Source organism: Nocardia sp. NPDC050408 (assembly GCF_044458905.1).
GTDB lineage: Bacteria > Actinomycetota > Actinomycetes > Mycobacteriales > Mycobacteriaceae > Nocardia.
The window spans coordinates 832,172-849,282 of sequence record NZ_JBITIL010000001.1 but is presented as its reverse complement, the minus strand read 5'-3'; the positions used below and the strand labels follow the sequence as shown (position 1 = coordinate 849,282).

Below are 17,111 nucleotides of genomic sequence, written 5' to 3'. Positions count from 1 at the left end.
ACCAGTGCTTCGCACCCGAGGATCGCGGATTGTCTTGTCCGCGCTCGCCATCGCAGCGAGCGCGTCGCTCGTTGCGCCGTCGACGGCAGTCGCGGCACCGGCCCCCGCGCCCGTTGCACCGAGGAACACCATTCCGATGGTTCCCGAGGGCGTCCCGATCGATACGCTCGCCTCGTTGGCCCCGGCCATCGTCGGCGCCATCGCCGGGCCTGCCGATGCCAAGCCCATCGCGGATGCCCCGAAGAACGCCATCCTCGACCAGGTCCGGGCGCTGCTCAATGCGCTGAACCTGCCGCCGCAGATCAAGTCCACGCTGGAACGGATCATCACCTTCCTGGACGGCAGCGGTGGCGGCGGCCCGGAGGTCCCGCAGGGCGGCCCGGCCATCGCCCAGTTCCTCTACCCGACCATCGGCAAGGGCTGCATCGGCCCCGGCGCCGATTCGATCGGCACCGCACTGGCTGTGCCCGGCCCGGCCGAGCTGCCGCCGCCGGGACCGCAGGCCGGTCAGACCGGATTCGTATTCACCGCACTCGGCACCAAGTTGCCGACGCCGGAGCAGAATCCGCCGATGACGGTCCAGTGGCTGAATCTCGACACCCGTCAGTCCGGCGTCCAGCAGCTGACCGACGAGGCGCATATCAACCCGGATGGTCCGGCTACGCTTTCGGCGATCGTCAACACCGGCTCGGGCCGGGTCGTCGCGGTCGTCGGCGGTTCGCTGACCACCAAGGCCGATGACGCCGACCCGCGGACCTGCTCGTTCCTGCCGACGCTCGGCTTCTTCACCGTCGCCTAGGCTCCTCCGGTTACCTTCAGGCGCCGAATTCAGGTGCGTGAAGGTAACCGGCCGGCGGCAAGACGTATGCGGTCAGCCCGTGCCCGGCAAGTTACCCGTGTCCTTACGAAATCTGTTGTAGCGAAACGTTTCGATACACACCGTCGAATCGTTCGGTAACTGCGTAGCGCCCTGAACTGTGGTAGACCGAACACATGGCGACTGTCGATAATTCGCTTCGGTCCCGTCCCACGATCCGCTCGGCTCATTCGATCCGGAGCAGACGATCGCGCCGATCGATTCTGTCCTTCCGCTCCGAAGGCTCGATCCTGTCCATCGGCTCGGCCTACTCGATCCTCTCGATCGGCAGCGTCGGCTCGGTGCTGTCCATCGGGGCCGTCGGATCCTTCGGCTCGGCGATCTCGTCCTTCTCCATCGGCAGCCTCGGCTCCGCCTTCTCCGGCATCTCCCGCTGGTCCCTCTTCTCCTGGCGCGGCGACCACGAAGCCCCCGACAACCGCCCCACCCTCCGCGTCGTCCCCGATGACGAACCCGAACTTCGCCTCGCCCCCACCTGCCACTGCCAGACTTGACGGATCAAGACCAGGTGGAATCCGAGGTGGCATCGGCCGAGAAGCCTCCGCCAAAGTTCCACTTGATCTTGATCAACTAGTTCACCACTGGCCGTATTCGGCGGCGAGGATGTTGTTGACGTCTACGCCGATGCCGTCGATGGCGCGTTTGTCGATCTCGATCTGGTGCAGGTGCGCGGCGGGGTGTACGAAACCCTTGGGTGTGCCCCAATTGTGCTGCCAGTACCAGGAACCCAGGCCCGCGGACCGTGCCAGTTCGATGGTCGGCGCATTGGCGTAGATGCCGACGTTCTGTTTGCCGAGCACCGACTCCCAGCCGAGGATGTACGGCGCGATCATGGTCGCGAAATCAGTCGGGGTCGGGTTGTCGTCGATGGAAGCGTAGATCGGCCGGTCCTCCGGACCGCCCGCGGCCAGATGCAGTTCCAGGCCGCGATCGGCATGCTTCTTGCCCGCCTCCAGGCCACCGCGCCAGTCGGCTGTCGAGCCCTTGCCGAACTGGTAGTTCGACACGATCGTCAGCCCGGCGGCGTGCAGTTGATCGACCTCCTTGGCGCGCAATGGCTTCCCCTCCATCCATTCGGCGCCGGGACGACGATCGGAGACGTAACGGATGACGCCGAGGTGACCGTCATCGAGGATCGCGTCCGCGGACGGAACGCCACCCGCGTAGTCGATCAGAGTGCCGAGCACACCGGCGGCCGAAGCGCGGGGCGCGGCGATTCCGACGGCGGCGGCCGCGGCGGTGTAGGCGAACAGCTGGCGGCGAGACACAGAAATGGAACGCATCGCAGGACTCCTTCGCGCAACCTCGACCATGGACAGGTAGCGTGCCCGGCGCACCTTCCCCAAGGTTCACTCACGCGCCGGGAGCCTCGAACGTGCACTCATTTCACCATATTCACATTGGAACCGCTAGACCCACTGGAAACAGGACTTCACACTTGCCACACTGGTAAAGGGCTGGTTCTAGGCGATGCTGTCGAGCCGCGCCGCGACATCGATCGTGCGACCCGCACTGTCGCTGAGCTCGTCGCGCACCACCCCGGCGACCTGCGCGATGACCTGCTTTTTGATACCGGCCAGCGCACCAAGCGTCGCCGCCCGCATTCCACGTGCCTTGAACTCGAGCCGCAGGTCATCGGGTGCGGGCGGTGGCACATCGACGACGATGAGCAGCGGATCGGCCGCCCGCGCTGTGAGCACCAGTGGAATCTCGACATCGGCGCGGTATTGGTTGGCCTTGAGCACATCGACGGTGATATCCAGGCTCACCGGCAGTGTCAGATCGAACGACACCGGCTCGTCCGAGCGATCCGTCAACTGCGGCGTTCGAATATTGCCCTGCACCGTGACGGTGGCGGAGTCGCGCGGTCCGGTGCGTAGCGGCCCGACCTCGATCGGGCGGCCCGCCATCCGCTCCACGAATTCGAAGACCCGATCGCGGGTGACAATGCGGGAGAAGAACTGATGTCCGAATTCGTCATAGCCGATCCAGTCGAATCCGGTCTGGTCGACGTGCTCGGAACGGACGCCATTGATGATGGCCTCGACGTCGAAGACCCGGCCGCGCCGGGCCTGTGGTTCGGCGAGCATCGCATTCACTCGATTAGCGACCTCGCGCTGCACCACCCCGGCGATCGGATCGAGCAACCATTCCCAGGCCGAGTCGATGGCCTGTGCACGCAGCACGAAGCTGACGTCACGCGCGGTGATCGGCGGGATATCGATGACGATGAGCAGCGGGTCCGCGGTGCGCGCATGCAGCGTCAGATCGATTTCGGCGACCGCCTCCAGCCGCATTTTCCGGCCGCCGAGCAGCACCTTCACCGACATCGTCAGTGGCACGGTCAGCTCGAAGGTGACATGCGGTCCGTTGCGCAGAATAACCGGCTTGCCCACCTTGCCCTCGGCCATGAATCCGGCCAAACCCACTGGTCCGAGGGAGAACGGGCCGATGGCGACGCCGTGATCGGTCATCGCGGAGACCGCGGCTTCGATTCGTTCGGCTGTCACCGCGTGGGTGACGAACCGTTCCCCGAAGGCGGCGTAGTCGATCCACACCGGATCATCGATCTTTTCCTCGATTGGCAGCATCAGAGTTTCCGAAACCCTCACCTCTCAACGGACAACCGACACGGTACGCGACGCAGATTTCGGCGAGGTCGGGCCGACATGTCCCCACCCAGGGGTCCCTGTCCTGCTGATGAGGGGGTAGCAGGACAGGGACCGAAAGACGGCGCTGCCGGGCGCCGCCTAGTCAATGGTAAGTGCTAGCGGAGGACCGCCGACAATGCGTAGCCACTAGGAAGACCGGCTAAGTACCAACACTATTCACAAACGGCCGAATCCCACCACCCCCGGAACCTCCGTCAGCGCGAAACGATGGATCGCGACCTCGCCCAATTCATTGCCGCCCATGGTCGTCACGGTCCCGTTCGCGGCCGTGAGCACGAAATTCGTGTGCTGGCTGAAGGGGCTGCCCTCGGCGTATAGCAGCACGTCACCGGTGCGCGGCTGATATCCCGAACCGAGCGGCGCGAAGCGATTCGCGCCCTGGTAGTACTCCTGCAGCGTGTACACGCCCGGAATCCGCCACGATCCGGAATTCGGATTGGCCAGCGGCGCACCCGCCTCCCGCAGCACCCAGCTCACGAAGTCGGCGCACCACGGTTCGTCGGACCCCTCGGCGTACTTCGAGCCCTCACCCGGTGCCTTGAATTCCCGTTCGAGGACCGCGACGATCCGCCCCTGGACGGGGTCCAGCCCGGACCTGTCGATCGCGGGAAATGCGGTCAAGCGATCACCGGCGATCGCGGGTTGCGCGCGGTCCTGCCACCAGCGCACCCCGACCACACCCGCCGCGACCAGCGCAACCACAAGCAGGCCGAGCACCGGCCACACATACCGTCGCCGCTCGGCCACCTCATGCACCGACATGCTCCCCTCCAGGATTCAAATCTTGATCATTAGGACGAACGAGATCGCTCCGCGGTTCCCGCGGATGTGGTCGAGGTCGGCGACTGTTCCGAATTCCTGTCAGCGCATGACATTCAGTGATAATCTGCGGTGGACTTGGGATGCGGTGAAAACCAAACCGCATGTCGGGCAATCGTTTTGTAGGTTGTCTAGGCGAGTTGCGTCGGACGTTGAAGCTCGATGGAGACCATGTAAGACCTGGCGTTGCCGGGCGGCGGTATTGCCACGAGCAGACCTGCGACTTCGGTTGCAGGCCAACCCTGGTGGAGTAATTCGTCAGGTCGTGCAAGCGTGCCGCACCTTTTGACACGTTTCACGAACGGAGGTACGGCCCTGGACACATTGTGGACGTTCGTAGTGCATCGGCGCGCACAGCTGGTCACCGATTCGTATTTGCATGTCTCGGCGGTGGTGCAGTCGATACTGCTCGCGACGATCGTGGCCGTGCTGATCGGAGTGCTGGTCTACCGCAGCCCGTTCGGTTCCTCGGTGGCGACGGCGCTGGCCAGTGCCATACTCACCGTCCCGTCGTTCGCGCTGCTCGGACTGCTGATTCCGTTCCTCGGACTCGGTGTCGGGCCGACGATTACCGCGCTGGTGCTCTATGCCCTGCTGCCGATTCTGCGCAACACCATAATCGGGTTGGCCTCGGTAGACCCGGCGATTGTGGATGCCGCGCGCGGAGTCGGCATGAATCGACTGCGCGTGCTCGCGCGCATCGAATTGCCGCTGGCCTGGCCATCGATACTGACCGGGATGCGGGTCAGCACCCAGATGATCATGGGCATTCTGGCCATTGCCGCCTATGCCAAGGGACCTGGACTCGGCAATCTGATCTTCTCCGGCCTGGCCCGGCTCGGTAGTCCGAATGCGGTGCCGCAGGCGCTTGTCGGCACGATCCTGATCGTCGTACTCGCGCTGATCCTCGATGGGATCTTCGTCATCGTCGGGCGACTCACCACCTCGAGGGGAATACGTGACTGATACCGAAATCCGCGGCGACAGTACGGCATCGACGGTATCCGGCGTCGAGATCGTGCTCGACGAGGTCACCAAACATTATCCGGGCCAACGTGATCCGGCTGTCGACCGAGTTTCGCTGACCATTCCAGCGGGCGAAATCGTCGTCCTCGTCGGGCCGTCCGGCTGCGGTAAGACGACCACCATGCGGATGATCAACCGCCTCATCGAACCGACCTCGGGCACCATCACGATCGGCGGACACGATGTCACCGGCGTGAATCCGGACCAATTACGCAGGGGCATCGGCTATTCCATCCAGCAGGCCGGGTTGTTTCCGCATCTGACGGTCGCGAAAAACGTTGCGACAGTGCCCGGCCTGATCGGCTGGGACCGCAAGAAGGTCGCCGCGCGGACCGACGAAATGCTCGGGCTGGTCGGCCTGGATCCCGACACCTATCGCCATCGTTATCCAAGGCAGCTTTCTGGCGGTCAGCAGCAGCGCGTCGGGGTGGCCCGCGCGTTGGCGGCCGATCCGCCGGTGCTGTTGATGGACGAGCCGTTCGGCGCGGTCGATCCGATCACCCGCGGCCTGTTGCAGGACGAGCTGCTACGTCTGCAATCCGAACTGGGCAAGACCATTGTGTTCGTCACCCACGATTTCAATGAGGCGGTGAAGCTCGGCGATCGAATCGCGGTGCTGGGCAGCCAATCTCGTATTCTGCAGTACGACACCCCGGCGGCGATCCTGGCCGATCCCGCGGATGAGACCGTGGCCGGTTTCGTCGGCGCGGATGCCTCGCTCAAGCAACTCACCCTCACCCGGGTCCGCGATGTCGAACTCGGCGGCTGCCCGACGGCCCCGGAGTCCGATTCGGTCGACAGCCTGCGTGCCGCGCTGGCCGGACGAGATTGGCCGTGGGCGCTGATTCTCGACGCCCAGCAGCGGCCGCTGCGCTGGATTTCGAGTGAACAACTCGCACACGCGAATTCGTTGCGTGATATCGGATCTCCGGTCGGTGAGCAGTTATCGCTGCAGTCGACACTGCAGGATGCGTTGGAGGCCTTGCTGGCCGAGCAGACCGCGACCGCGGTCGTCACCGGCCGACGCGGTGAATACGCCGGATTGATCACGATCGATACGCTCGTCAGCCATCTGTCGGCCATGCGCGCCACGCATGCGGGCGCGGAGACGGATGCGACGACATGACCACGGCGACCACCGCACCGGCCACGGCATCGCCGACGACACTGCGGCGGGCCGAACGCATTCGGCTGCTGGTCCAACCGGCGCTCGTGCTCGTACTGACGGCGGGTGTGCTGGGGTGGGCCTTCCGGCGCGATCTCACCGCCACCCAGCAGGCCAGCATCAGCGTATCCAATATCGCGACCGTCACCTGGCAGCATGTGTTGATCACAGCGACAGTGGTGGTGATCGTCGTCGCGGTGGCGGTGCCGCTGGGAACACTGCTCACGCGGCCCGGATACCGCCGCCTGGCACCGCTTTTCGTCGGGATCGCCAATATCGGCGCCGCAGCTCCTGCGATCGGTCTGATCGTGCTGTTCTACCTCGCCACCCGCACCACCGGCTTCTGGATCGGCGTCGCGCCGATCGCGTTCTATTCGCTACTTCCGGTGCTGCGCAATACGATCCTGGGCTACCAGCAGGTGGATCCGGCGGTAATCGATGCCGGACGTGGCCAGGGCATGTCGGCGCTGACGGTATTGCGCCGCATCGAATTTCCGCTCGCCATCCCCTATATCCTGGCCGGGCTGCGCACCTCGCTGGTGCTCGCCGTGGGCACCGCGACGCTGTCGTTCCTGGTGAGCGCGGGTGGCCTCGGCATTCTGATCGATACCGGGTACAAGCTGCGCGATAATGTCACGCTGGTGGTCGGTGCCGTACTCGCGGTCGCGCTAGCGCTGCTCGTCGATTGGCTGGGCGCGTTGGCCGAACAGTACTTGGGGCCGAGGGGGTTGAAGTGAGGGCGTGGGTACTGGGTGTTGCGGCCGTATTCGTGTTGAGCGCCTGCGGATTACAGTCCGGAAGCGCGGTGCCGCTGCGGGTGGGTCCCGGCAGTATTCGTCCGGTACCGGAGCTCGACGGGGTGTCGATTACGGTGGGCTCCAAGGATTTCACCGAGCAGAACATCCTCGGATATCTCATCGAATTCGCGCTCTCGGCGGCGGGCGCGCAGGTCCGCGATCTGACGAATATCCAGGGCTCCAACAGTGTTCGCGATGCCCAACTGCACGGGCAGATCGACATCTCCTACGAATACACCGGTACCGGGTGGATCAACTATCTCGGCAACGAGACACCGGTTCCGGATGAGGTCGGGCAGTTCGAGGCGGTTCGCGACGCGGATCTGGCCGCGCACGGCATCGTGTGGACGGATATGGCCCCGATGAACAACACCTACGCGCTGGTGATGAGCGCCAACACCGCGAAGGAGACCGGTGTTGTCACATTGTCCGACTACGCCCGGCTGATCGCCACTGATCCGGCCGCCGCCGCGACCTGCGTCGGCACCGAATTCAATGTGCGCCAAGATGGTTATCCCGGGATGGCGCGCAAGTACGGGATCGATACCGGCAAGGTGCACAAGCAGATCGTGCAGGATGCGGTGGTCTATCAGGCGACCGCAGATGCCAAGCAGTGCCGGTTCGGTTCGGTCGCCGCCACCGACGGCCGGATTCCGGCGCTCGGGCTCGTCTTGCTGAAGGACGATCTGGGCTTCTTCCCGAAATACAATGCGGCACTGGTGATGCGGAAGTCTTTCGCCGATGCGCATCCACAGGTCGCCGACATCATGGCACCGATATCGAAGAAGCTGACCAATGAGGCGATCACCGAATTGAATCGCCAGGTAGACGTGGATGGCCGCGAACCCGCTGAAGTAGCGCGGGATTGGATGGTGGCGGAAGGGTTCGTCACGCCTCGCTGAAATGGGTCCGAGCGCGCACTTTGCACACTCGGACCCATTTGAATCAGGCCTGGGGATCGCGGCCCAGGTAGCGCAGCAACTCGGCGACCGCCGTGTCGTCCTGCGCACCGTCGACGATTGCGGCGTACGCACCCCACTGACGCAGCGGCTCAACGATTTCCGCCTCCGGACCGCCGCCGGGCGCTGGGTTCGTGGTCCGCGCGGCAGTGAGCAGGTATTCGGCGAGTTCGTCGTTCAACGGTGACGACTGTCCGGTAGCGATCGCGATATCCCAGGCGTGCACCGCCGCGTCCAGTGCGCACATGACGGCGGCGACCGGGGTCGGCAGCGCGCCGTGCGGCAGCGGGGTGGGCACCGTCTCGGTCTCGTCGGTGACGGTAGCCCAAGCGGTCTCGGTCTGCTCGACCGCATCGCGCACCAACTCGGCGGCGGTGCCCTCGATGGCGCCGGACGGGTCGAAGGGGTTGTAGGCCGGGCCGATTCCGATACCGAGCGCTTCGGCAAAGGCGAGCTGATCGCCTGCGGCGTGCTGAATCACCTGCGTGACATCCCATTCCGAGCACGGGGTCGGCAACTGCCACTGGTCGTCGCCGATACCGGCGACCACATCGGTCAGCGCGCGGTAACAGGTGGCGAGGACATCACGCCAGACGGGGCGCAGGGTCGCGGTGGCGTCGGCGGCAGTGGTGATGTTCATGACTGGCCTTTCTTTTTCCTTCTTGCTGATGTCACCAAGCCTATGCAGCTATTAGGCTAGTTTCGTTCCTAATACATCGGCTTAATCCAAAAAGATTTTCGGAGGCGACGGTGGCGGCCACCACAACGCGAGTTCTGCGCCTGCTCTCGCTGCTGCAGGACCGCGCGCATACCGGCCGTGAGCTGGCCGAACGGCTCGACATCACGGACCGAACGCTACGCAAGGACATCCAACGGCTGCGCGAACTCGGCTATCCGGTGCACGCCGAGCGGGGTGCGATCGGCGGCTACCGGCTCGGCCGCGGCAGCACCATGCCGCCGCTACTGCTCGACGACGATGAGGCCGTCGCGGTGGCCGTGGCCATCGGCCTGACCGAGGACGGCTCAACCGGTATTGCCGATATCACCGGGAATGCCGCCCGCGCACTGGCCAAACTCGAACAGATCCTGCCGAAACGCCTGCAGCGCAAGGTGACAGCGCTGCGCAACGCGACCGCCATCGGACCGGCGACCACCGGCTCCCGCGAACCGGATGCCCCGGTCCCCGCCGCGATACTGACCACGCTCGCGAGCGCCATCCGCGATGGCGCCACCGTGCAGATCGGCCTGGATGCCGACGCGGACAACGAAATCGAGCCCTACCGGCTGGTCAACTGGCAGCGCCGCTGGTATCTGGTCGCCTATGACCTCGAAACCCATTCCTGGCGTGCGATTCCTGTCGCCCAGATACTGCGCGCCGTCGCGGGGGCACGCCGATTCGCCGCACGGTCGCTGCCCGATGACGACCTGGTGGCCTTCGTCATGCGCGATATCGCCAGCACGGGTTGGAAAGTGCACGCCCGGGTGACGGTCCTGGCACCCGCCGAGACAGTAATCGCCCGGGTAAACCCGGCTGTCGGCGTGGTCGAGGCCGTCGACGCCGATACCTGCACCCTGCTGACCGGCGCGGATGCCCTCGAGACCATTGCCATCTACCTGAGCATGCTCATGATGGACTTCCGGGTCGAGGGCCCGCCGGAACTGGTTGCGCACCTGCGCACCCTCGCACGGCGTTATACCGAGTCGGTCGAACTGGCACCTTAGCGTTATCCAACGTCGCGGCAAGGCTTTTCGGTCGAAGTTAGGTTGTAGCGGGTACGTGAACGGTGGATCAGCTCTTGATCCCGAGGGAATCAGGAGGCATATCACCATGGCGGACACCCGCCCTTCGATCGCCCGCTATCTGCGCGAGCGCCGTGCAGCAGCCGGGCTCACGCACGCCGCGATGGCCGTGGCCACCGGATTCCCGCAGTCGGTGATCGAGGATTTCGAACAGGGCGTGGTCGCGCCCACCTCGGCAACGCTGGGCCGGTTGTTCGATGCGCTGGGTGTACCGGTGTTCTTCCGCGACCACATCGTGAGCCTCACGCAGGCGAGCCAGTTTCCGGATACCTACGGTCCCGTGCCGAGTGTGCCGCTGCCCACCGATCTGCGCACTTTGCGCAGCATCGCCCAGCCCGCCTGGTTCCAGATCGTGCCTACCTTCGATCTGGTCGCGGCGAACTCCGCTTATCTGCGGCTATTTCCCGGGCTCGAGCCCGGCGACAATATCCTCGAGTGGACGATGCTGAATCCGGACGCCAGACAAGCCGTGCACGAGTGGCACAAGGAAGCGCATCTGATGGTGTACGCGCTGCGGATGATGGCACCGGGCCTGGTGCCGCAGGAGCGGTTGGACAAGATCATCTCTGCCTGCCGGTCGGCGCCGGAGTGGGAGCAACTGTGGCTCACCGATGTGGCACCGGCTGATATCGCCCGGACATGGATCCACGTGCGCGATCCGGCACGCCGCGAACCGCGCCGAATGATCTTGAACGTCTTCATGTCCGAATTCCCGCGGCGGCCGTGGTGGATGTACACGCTGGTGCCGATCGACTGATCCGCCTCGGCGGCCGGCTCGTCACCCAGGTGGCCATTCAACGGCCCGAATGCGTGGCCGGTCAGGTGCTCGATCCGGCCATCGAACGACGACGGGGCCGATCCTCGCCATTGCGGATCGGCCCCGTCGTCGTTCGAATGATCAGGCGTGCCCGGCCTTGTCGGCGGCATCGGCTGCCTTGCGCATCGGAATCACCAGCGTGAGCACGATGGCGACCAGGGCCGCGGCCGTGGCGATCAGGAATGTGGTGTGGAAGCCGTCGCGCGAGGGCAGCACGTGCGGGCCGAGTTGCATCGTCATATGGGCGAGCACGACGCTCATCACCGCCGCCGAGGTCGAGGTGCCGATCGAGCGCATCAGCGAATTGAGGCCGTTGGCCGCGGCGGTCTCGGTGAGCGGCACCGCGCCCATGATCAGCGCGGGCATCGCGGCATAGGCCAGACCGACACCACCCGCGACGATCATCGCCGCGATCATGAGCTCCCAGACGCTGTTCATCAACACCACGGCACACAGATAACCGACCGCGATCACCGCCGAACCGAGCGCCAGCGTGACCTTCGGGCCGCGGGCCGCCGACAGCCGCGCCGAGACCGGCGACAGCAGAATCATGACGAATCCCGTTGGGGCCAGCGCCAATCCGGCATTGACCATGGACAGCCCGAACCCGTATCCGGTCTGTTCCGGCGCCATCATCAGCTGCGGGAAGGTCAGCGACATGCCGTAGAGCGCGAATCCGACCGCGATGGAAGCGAAGTTGGTGAACAGCACCCGCGGCCGCGCCGAAACCCGCAGGTCGACCAGCGGCGAGCGCTGCTTCAGTTCGAAGAAGCCCCAGATGAGGAATACCACTACCGACAGTGCGAACAGGCCGAGCGTGCTCGCACTGCCCCAGCCCCAGTCCGCGCCCTTGGTAATCGGAATCAGCAAGGCCAACAATGCAATCGACAGACCGACCGCACCACCGAAATCGAAACGAGCGGGCGTGCGCACCGGAGACTCCGGTACAAAGACGAAAACCAGTGCGGCACAGACGACACCGAGCCCGCCCGCGGTCCAGAACAGCATGTGCCAGTCCGCATTCTGCGCGATCGCCGCCGCCAGCGGCAGACCGAGCGCACCACCGACACCGAGCGTGGCACTCATGATCGCCATCGCGGAACCCACCTTCTCGGCGGGCAATTCGTCACGCATGATGCTGATGCCGAGCGGGATCGCGCCGACCGCCGCGCCCTGCAGCGAGCGCCCGATGATTTCGGGAACCAGCGAGGAGAACAGCGCGCACACCACCGAGCCGGCGACCAGCGACACCAGATTGGCGAACAGCACCCGGCGTTTGCCGAACATATCGCCGAGTCGGCCACTGATCGGGGTTGCCACGGCACCGGCCAGCAGGGTCGCGGTGATCACCCAGGACGCATTGGACGCCGAGGTGTCCAGCAGCGTCGGCAGGGTGGGAATGATCGGAATGACCAGCGTCTGCATCAGCGAGACGACGACACCGACCATGCCGAGGGTCGCGATGAGCAGACCGGATGTGGGGCGGCGCGCAGCGTCGTCCTCGGTGACGGTCGAAGACACGTCGGCGGCAACAGACATGAATATGTACGGTACATATCTTATGTATCGTGCACAATTTGCAATCGGCGTGATTCAGCCGACATAGTGTGGGCCATGTCCGAATCAGGTCCCGAGGATGACGATGCGCTCACCCGCCTCGTCTTCGAGCTGACCCTACTCTCCCGACACTTCCCGGCCTCGCTGCTGCGCCGGCCCGGATTCCAGCTCGACCGATCGGCGTATTTGATCCTCACCAGACTGGAAATGGACGCTCCCCTGAGCCTGCGCGAGCTGTCGGAGGCCTTCCAGCTCGATATCTCCACCATCAACCGGCAGGTCGCCGCGATGCTGAAGCAGGGACTGGTCGAGCGCGTTCCCGATCCGGACGGCGGTATTGCCCGCAAGATCCGCGCCAGCGCCAAGGGCCTGGAATTGGTGGCCGCCGATCGCGAGCAGAGTCAGGAGGGCATCGGCGCGGTCGTCGCCGACTGGACCGCCGCCGACATCACGCAAATGAGCGGGCTCATCTCCCGGTTCAATATGTCGATAGAGCATCTCGAAGAGAACCCGTGGCCGCGCCCGCCCGCCGCCCACTAGGGCGAGTGGCGCGGCGCCCGCGACGTCGGGCAATATCGCTGCGGTGAGGTTCGGGTACGGGGTGGTCGCGGCGTCGCTGTTCGTGACGTCGCCGCTCGCCGTCGGCTGCGGACTCGATACCGAGGCCGATGAATGGAACGGCTGGACGGTGACGGTGTACTACACCGCCGTCGAGTCCTATCACTCCGGCCCACTCGAAACCGTGCGCGGCTGTAGCGATCTCGAATGTACCGATGCCAGTGTTGAAATCGGCTCGCTACCAGAGGATTTCGTCGATGTGGTGCGCGATGAGGGCACCGGCCGGATCACCAGCGGCGAGCACGCGGGTCAATACCTGAACTGGTCCTACGATGTCGGTTTCTGGCTCGACACCGAACCGAGGGACACCCGAGGCGAGGCGCTGCATCCCTTCGAGAGTGCCGCGGCAGATGGCATCGAACCGGGAACTCGGTTGCGGCTCACCGGTTGTGGAGCAGCGGGTCCCGAGAGCGTATGCGGCAAATTCACTGCCGCGACTTGGACGATCGGCGACGAATTCACGCCGGGACTCGGCGGCCCACGGCATCTGGACCTCTACATCGGTGAGGAAGATTCCGAAAGTTTCACCGAGGGACCGGATTTCGTGACATTCACCGGTGCGACGCTCGAACCCGTCGAGCCCTGACCCGCTTCGAAATACACGCCGGGGGTAATGCCGTAGCAGCGCCGGAACCAGCGGGTCAGATGAGCTTGATCGGCGAATCCGGCTTCGATCGCCGCCTGACTGATCGGTCGCCCCGCGACGATCAATCTGCGAGCCGTGCGTAGGCGCAGCAGCCGTTGGTAATCGCTCGGCGCCAGACCGTAATTGGCGCGGAAGGCGCGATACAGCGCGAATCTGCTGCATTCGGCGGCCTCGGCCAGATCGTCCATGGAGATGGGATCGAGATGGCGATCGTGCAGCACGGCGCGGACCCGTCGCGCGATATCGGCTACCGAACCGGCCTGCACCACAGCGGTTCTCGTCGGCGTTCGGGTGCCGCGCTGCACCAGTGCCGCGACCGAGGCGGCCAATGCCTCGTCGGCGGCGAGTTCGGTCGCGGGGCCGATCAGACTCGCACAAAGCTTGCGCAGCGCCGATAAAAGCACCGGATCGCGGAGCACCGGGTCGGCGAACAATGGCAGACCGATCGGGCGGCCCGCACGGTCGGAAAGCAGATCGGTGATCAACTCCGATCCGATATGCGCGATCCAGTAGGTGAATCCGAGTTCGGTCGTGCTGTGGCCGTCGTGTGGCTCGTCCGGATTGAATGCCATCACCATGCCCGCGGCACTGGTGCGCGTGGCGCCGCGGCAGTCGAAGGTCTGTGCGCCGAATTCGGTCAGTCCGAACGAATACGTCTCGTGACTGTGCAGGTCGTAGACGTGCCGTTCGAAATGCGCGTGCATGACCTCAACCGAGCGGTCCGCCATTCGCCGGTAGTCGACCCATTCACGCTCGGTCACCTGTCCATTGTCGCCGCACCAGCGTTCAATACTCGGGCGCGAACCCCGCCGATGATCGAGCTGTGCGTATCCGATTGCTATTGATACTGGTCATGGCGTTGTGGGGCAGTGCGTTCGCCTCCTCGAAACTTGCGGTGAACGAGGTGCCGCACGCGGTCGCCGGATTTCTGCGGTTCCTGATCGGCACGGTTGTGCTGCTCATCGTGCTGCGGGCGCCGCGGCTACCCGCCCCGGATGCCGCTCGCGCGGCAGGGATCGGGCTGGTCGGCGTATTCGGCTACAACTTTCTGTTCTTTCTCGGGCTTGCCCTGGCTCCCGCCGCGGACGGCAGCGTGATTGTTCCGATGGCGGCACCTATTTTCACGGTCGCCGTGACGGCATTGCTCGGCCGCACTCGGTTGTCGCGCATCCGAATGGTCGGGCTGACCGTGGCCGTTGCCGGCGCGGGCGTGTTCATTCTCGGCATCCCCGAGACCGGCTCCCATCGAGTGCTCGGCGATCTCGTCTTCCTCGCGGCGGCGGCCTGCTGGGCTGGTTACACGATGCTCGGAGCGCCACTGTTGTCTCGGTTGTCCGCCCCGACCGTCACCGTGTACGCCACCGCCGCGGGCACACTCGCGCTCGGACTCATCGCCGCTCCCGAACTCTCCGACGTTCGGTGGTCCGAGCTGGACCTCGGATTCTGGCTCAATCAGGCCTATCTGGGTGCGCTGCCCACCGCCCTCGCATATGTCCTCTACTACCGCGCGGTGAGTCAGATCGGTCCGGCGACCGCCTCCGCGGCCATGTTTTTGGTGCCCGCCTTCGGCCTCAGCTGTGCATGGATGTTGCTCGGGGAGTCCATCTCGCCGACGCAGGCGCTCGGCGCCGCGCTCATGTTCATCGGTGCCTGGCTGAACACTCGCAGCGAAGCACCGCTGCCCGCGCCAGAGCCAGTTGACGTGCGTTCCTGAGGTTTGGATGGCCGCTGGCGAGGCATTACGTGGACGACACGACCGTCTGGGCTAGGAGGATCGGGTGTCTTCTGCAGTAATAGCAATAGTGGTCGTCGTGGTGGTGGTGCTGGTCGCGGCCGGGTTGGTGGTCGCGGCTTGGCCGATGCTGCGGCAAAGGCGACTGCGCAAGAAGTTCGGGCCCGAATACGACCGGACCATGCAAGAGCTGGACAGCCGTAAGGCCACTGACCGTGAGCTGAGCGGACGGGAGCGGCGCCACGCCGAACTCGATATACGGGAGCTGTCCGAGCAGGAAAAACAGCGGTATCGCACCGAGTGGGCGCAGATGCAGGAACGCTTCGTCGACGCTCCGGCGGATGCGGTAACGGCGGCCGATGTGCTTGTCGCCGACATCATGGCCGAGCGCGGCTATCCCACCGAAGGGTATGACCAGCAGCTGGCCGACCTGTCCGTCGAGCACGCGGCGACGGTGGGCCACTATCGCGCCGCACACGAGATCGCGGTCCGGCGCTCCGATACCCGAATCTCCACCGAGGACATGCGTTTCGCGGTGGTGCAGTACCGCGAGTTGTTCGAGGACCTGCTCGGCGGCGCGCCGGAGGACAGGAAGGATGCAAAGCGATGAGCACGGAGCAGGAGCGGCGGCGGAATCTGGAAGCCGAAGTACCGGAGGGGGTTTCGCCTACCGCGACACGGACTGGCACCGAGACCGATTCGGCTGCGTCGTATGGGCCGGCACCGATATCGGAAGCTGAGGCGAGTGGGGGCGGCGATACCTCGGCGGTCAGCGGGGCTGAGGGCAAGGGCGCGGCGGCGGGTGAGGGCGCGGCCGCAAGCGAGCGCACGCCGGCGGGCGAAAGCGCGGCCACGAACGAGCGCACGGCCACAGGTGAGGGCACCGCCACAGACAGGGGCACCACCACAGACCAGCACACGGGCGCGGGTGGGAGCACCGCGGCAGGCACAGACGCGGCCACAGACCAGCGCGAAGCCGCGGGCAGGAGCACGGCCGCAGAGCAACGCACAGCGGCAGACCAACGCGCGGCAGCAGGCGGGAGCGCTGCCACAGGGCCACAGGAGATCGGCGATCAGCCGCTCATCGATGCTGCCGATGTTGAGCGCTTGCGCACCGCATGGCGGCAGGTGCAGGGCAGTTTCGTGGACAACCCCCACGATGCGGTGACGCAGGCCGACGATCTGGTCATGGCGACGGTTCAGCAGTTGTCCGCCACACTGGCCGAGCGCAAGCAGTCGCTGGAACGGCTGTGGTCGCGCGAGGAGGACGGCGACACCGAGGATCTGCGACTGGCGCTGCGCAGCTACCGCGCCTTCTTCGACCAGTTGGTCGGCAGCGGGAAGTAGCGCGGTTCAGGCCGAGGCAGCGGAGGAGTTCAGCTGCAGGCTCTTGTATCGAGCCCGGAATCTTCTCGTATCGGAATCGGTTGTGGGCCAACGGCGTCAGCGTGCGCCGACTCGGGAAAGAGCCCGATCACCCGTGGCTGCGCCGCGACCACCACCCGCGGCGTTGCCGAAATCGCGGGCGTCAGCCCGGGCGCGCGACACCGCCTGGCCCAATCTGCGCGACAACATCCTCGCCGGACTGGACCGTCTCATCTCCACTGGATGATGGATGTGAAACAC

Annotated in this window: 19 protein-coding genes; 13 read left to right on the top strand and 6 right to left on the bottom strand. The window is 65.2% G+C overall.

Annotated elements, in window-relative coordinates; genetic code table 11:
* Positions 1-4: 4 nt before the first annotated feature.
* Complete coding sequence (locus ACIBJI_RS03735; RefSeq protein WP_397082919.1) at positions 5-799, top strand: hypothetical protein; 795 nt, start codon at positions 5-7, stop codon at positions 797-799.
* A gap of 194 nt (positions 800-993) precedes the next feature.
* Positions 994-1,371 (top strand): hypothetical protein, encoded by a 378-nt coding sequence (locus tag ACIBJI_RS03730; RefSeq protein ID WP_364344490.1) that lies wholly within the window; start codon positions 994-996, stop codon positions 1,369-1,371.
* 81 nt (positions 1,372-1,452) lie between these two features.
* Here ACIBJI_RS03730 and ACIBJI_RS03725 read toward each other — a convergent pair whose 3' ends face one another.
* From ACIBJI_RS03725 to ACIBJI_RS03715, 3 genes are all read right to left on the bottom strand, one after another.
* Positions 1,453-2,160 carry a DUF1906 domain-containing protein gene (locus ACIBJI_RS03725; RefSeq protein ID WP_364344493.1) on the bottom strand — a complete coding sequence of 236 codons (708 nt, stop codon included), beginning with the start codon at positions 2,158-2,160 and terminating at the stop codon, positions 1,453-1,455.
* Positions 2,161-2,340: 180 nt separating this feature from the next.
* Positions 2,341-3,468, bottom strand: a complete 1,128-nt coding sequence (locus tag ACIBJI_RS03720) for a hypothetical protein (RefSeq protein WP_397082917.1) — start codon at positions 3,466-3,468, stop codon at positions 2,341-2,343.
* 237 nt (positions 3,469-3,705) lie between these two features.
* Positions 3,706-4,311, bottom strand: coding sequence for a CHAP domain-containing protein (locus tag ACIBJI_RS03715; RefSeq protein WP_364344499.1), 606 nt, complete (start codon positions 4,309-4,311; stop codon positions 3,706-3,708).
* A gap of 372 nt (positions 4,312-4,683) precedes the next feature.
* Between ACIBJI_RS03715 and ACIBJI_RS03710 the strand changes: the two genes are divergently transcribed.
* From ACIBJI_RS03710 to ACIBJI_RS03695, 4 genes are read left to right on the top strand one after another with little or no spacing between them, the layout of a single operon-like run.
* The gene (locus ACIBJI_RS03710) at positions 4,684-5,334 is read left to right on the top strand and encodes an ABC transporter permease (RefSeq protein WP_364344632.1); all 651 of its coding nucleotides are present in this window, start codon (positions 4,684-4,686) and stop codon (positions 5,332-5,334) included.
* The gene (locus ACIBJI_RS03705; RefSeq protein ID WP_364344502.1) at positions 5,327-6,520 is read left to right on the top strand and encodes an ATP-binding cassette domain-containing protein; all 1,194 of its coding nucleotides are present in this window, start codon (positions 5,327-5,329) and stop codon (positions 6,518-6,520) included. The genes ACIBJI_RS03710 and ACIBJI_RS03705 overlap by 8 nt, the downstream gene beginning before the upstream one ends.
* The gene (locus ACIBJI_RS03700) at positions 6,517-7,296 is read left to right on the top strand and encodes an ABC transporter permease (protein ID WP_397082914.1); all 780 of its coding nucleotides are present in this window, start codon (positions 6,517-6,519) and stop codon (positions 7,294-7,296) included. Before ACIBJI_RS03705 ends, ACIBJI_RS03700 begins: the two co-directional genes overlap by 4 nt.
* The gene (locus tag ACIBJI_RS03695; protein WP_397082912.1) at positions 7,293-8,258 is read left to right on the top strand and encodes a glycine betaine ABC transporter substrate-binding protein; all 966 of its coding nucleotides are present in this window, start codon (positions 7,293-7,295) and stop codon (positions 8,256-8,258) included. Before ACIBJI_RS03700 ends, ACIBJI_RS03695 begins: the two co-directional genes overlap by 4 nt.
* A gap of 43 nt (positions 8,259-8,301) precedes the next feature.
* Here the strand turns inward: ACIBJI_RS03695 and ACIBJI_RS03690 are convergent, their stop codons facing one another.
* Complete coding sequence (locus ACIBJI_RS03690) at positions 8,302-8,955, bottom strand: TIGR03086 family metal-binding protein (protein WP_397082910.1); 654 nt, start codon at positions 8,953-8,955, stop codon at positions 8,302-8,304.
* Between the two features lie 110 nt (positions 8,956-9,065).
* Here ACIBJI_RS03690 and ACIBJI_RS03685 point away from each other — a divergent pair, with 110 nt between their 5' ends.
* Entirely contained in the window at positions 9,066-10,037 is a 972-nt protein-coding gene (locus ACIBJI_RS03685) for a helix-turn-helix transcriptional regulator (RefSeq protein WP_397082908.1), read from the top strand.
* 106 nt (positions 10,038-10,143) lie between these two features.
* Entirely contained in the window at positions 10,144-10,872 is a 729-nt protein-coding gene (locus ACIBJI_RS03680) for a helix-turn-helix domain-containing protein (protein WP_397082906.1), read from the top strand.
* A gap of 141 nt (positions 10,873-11,013) precedes the next feature.
* On the opposite strand, the gene ACIBJI_RS03675 is transcribed toward ACIBJI_RS03680, so the two are convergent.
* The gene (locus ACIBJI_RS03675) at positions 11,014-12,471 is read right to left on the bottom strand and encodes an MFS transporter (RefSeq protein ID WP_364344520.1); all 1,458 of its coding nucleotides are present in this window, start codon (positions 12,469-12,471) and stop codon (positions 11,014-11,016) included.
* 75 nt (positions 12,472-12,546) lie between these two features.
* Between ACIBJI_RS03675 and ACIBJI_RS03670 the strand changes: the two genes are divergently transcribed.
* Together ACIBJI_RS03670 and ACIBJI_RS03665 are read left to right on the top strand one after the other, a co-directional pair.
* A complete protein-coding gene (locus ACIBJI_RS03670) occupies positions 12,547-13,029 on the top strand; it encodes a MarR family winged helix-turn-helix transcriptional regulator (protein WP_396957216.1) in 483 nt (160 codons plus the stop codon).
* 43 nt (positions 13,030-13,072) lie between these two features.
* Positions 13,073-13,693, top strand: coding sequence for a hypothetical protein (locus ACIBJI_RS03665; protein ID WP_364344526.1), 621 nt, complete (start codon positions 13,073-13,075; stop codon positions 13,691-13,693).
* On the opposite strand, the gene ACIBJI_RS03660 is transcribed toward ACIBJI_RS03665, so the two are convergent.
* Positions 13,603-14,514: an AraC family transcriptional regulator gene (locus ACIBJI_RS03660; protein WP_364344529.1), complete on the bottom strand. Its 912-nt coding sequence runs from the start codon at positions 14,512-14,514 to the stop codon at positions 13,603-13,605. The two genes, ACIBJI_RS03665 and ACIBJI_RS03660, sit on opposite strands and share 91 nt — an antisense overlap.
* Positions 14,515-14,576: 62 nt before the next feature.
* Between ACIBJI_RS03660 and ACIBJI_RS03655 the strand changes: the two genes are divergently transcribed.
* The 3 genes from ACIBJI_RS03655 to ACIBJI_RS03645 all read left to right on the top strand — a co-directional run bounded on the left by ACIBJI_RS03655 (position 14,577) and on the right by ACIBJI_RS03645 (position 16,832).
* Complete coding sequence (locus tag ACIBJI_RS03655) at positions 14,577-15,467, top strand: DMT family transporter (protein WP_364344532.1); 891 nt, start codon at positions 14,577-14,579, stop codon at positions 15,465-15,467.
* 64 nt (positions 15,468-15,531) lie between these two features.
* Entirely contained in the window at positions 15,532-16,095 is a 564-nt protein-coding gene (locus tag ACIBJI_RS03650; protein WP_364344535.1) for a hypothetical protein, read from the top strand.
* Entirely contained in the window at positions 16,092-16,832 is a 741-nt protein-coding gene (locus ACIBJI_RS03645) for a hypothetical protein (protein WP_397082900.1), read from the top strand. The genes ACIBJI_RS03650 and ACIBJI_RS03645 overlap by 4 nt, the downstream gene beginning before the upstream one ends.
* Positions 16,833-17,111: the final 279 nt, after the last annotated feature.

Coding starts and splice junctions, on each gene's coding strand:
- ACIBJI_RS03730 (WP_364344490.1), top strand. CDS start 994: ATGGCGACTGTCGATAATTCGCTTCGGTCCCGTCCCACGATCCGCTCG.
- ACIBJI_RS03725 (WP_364344493.1), bottom strand. CDS start 2,160: ATGCGTTCCATTTCTGTGTCTCGCCGCCAGCTGTTCGCCTACACCGCC.
- ACIBJI_RS03720 (WP_397082917.1), bottom strand. CDS start 3,468: ATGCTGCCAATCGAGGAAAAGATCGATGATCCGGTGTGGATCGACTAC.
- ACIBJI_RS03715 (WP_364344499.1), bottom strand. CDS start 4,311: ATGTCGGTGCATGAGGTGGCCGAGCGGCGACGGTATGTGTGGCCGGTG.
- ACIBJI_RS03700 (WP_397082914.1), top strand. CDS start 6,517: ATGACCACGGCGACCACCGCACCGGCCACGGCATCGCCGACGACACTG.
- ACIBJI_RS03690 (WP_397082910.1), bottom strand. CDS start 8,955: ATGAACATCACCACTGCCGCCGACGCCACCGCGACCCTGCGCCCCGTC.
- ACIBJI_RS03680 (WP_397082906.1), top strand. CDS start 10,144: ATGGCGGACACCCGCCCTTCGATCGCCCGCTATCTGCGCGAGCGCCGT.
- ACIBJI_RS03675 (WP_364344520.1), bottom strand. CDS start 12,471: ATGTCTGTTGCCGCCGACGTGTCTTCGACCGTCACCGAGGACGACGCT.
- ACIBJI_RS03670 (WP_396957216.1), top strand. CDS start 12,547: ATGTCCGAATCAGGTCCCGAGGATGACGATGCGCTCACCCGCCTCGTC.
- ACIBJI_RS03645 (WP_397082900.1), top strand. CDS start 16,092: ATGAGCACGGAGCAGGAGCGGCGGCGGAATCTGGAAGCCGAAGTACCG.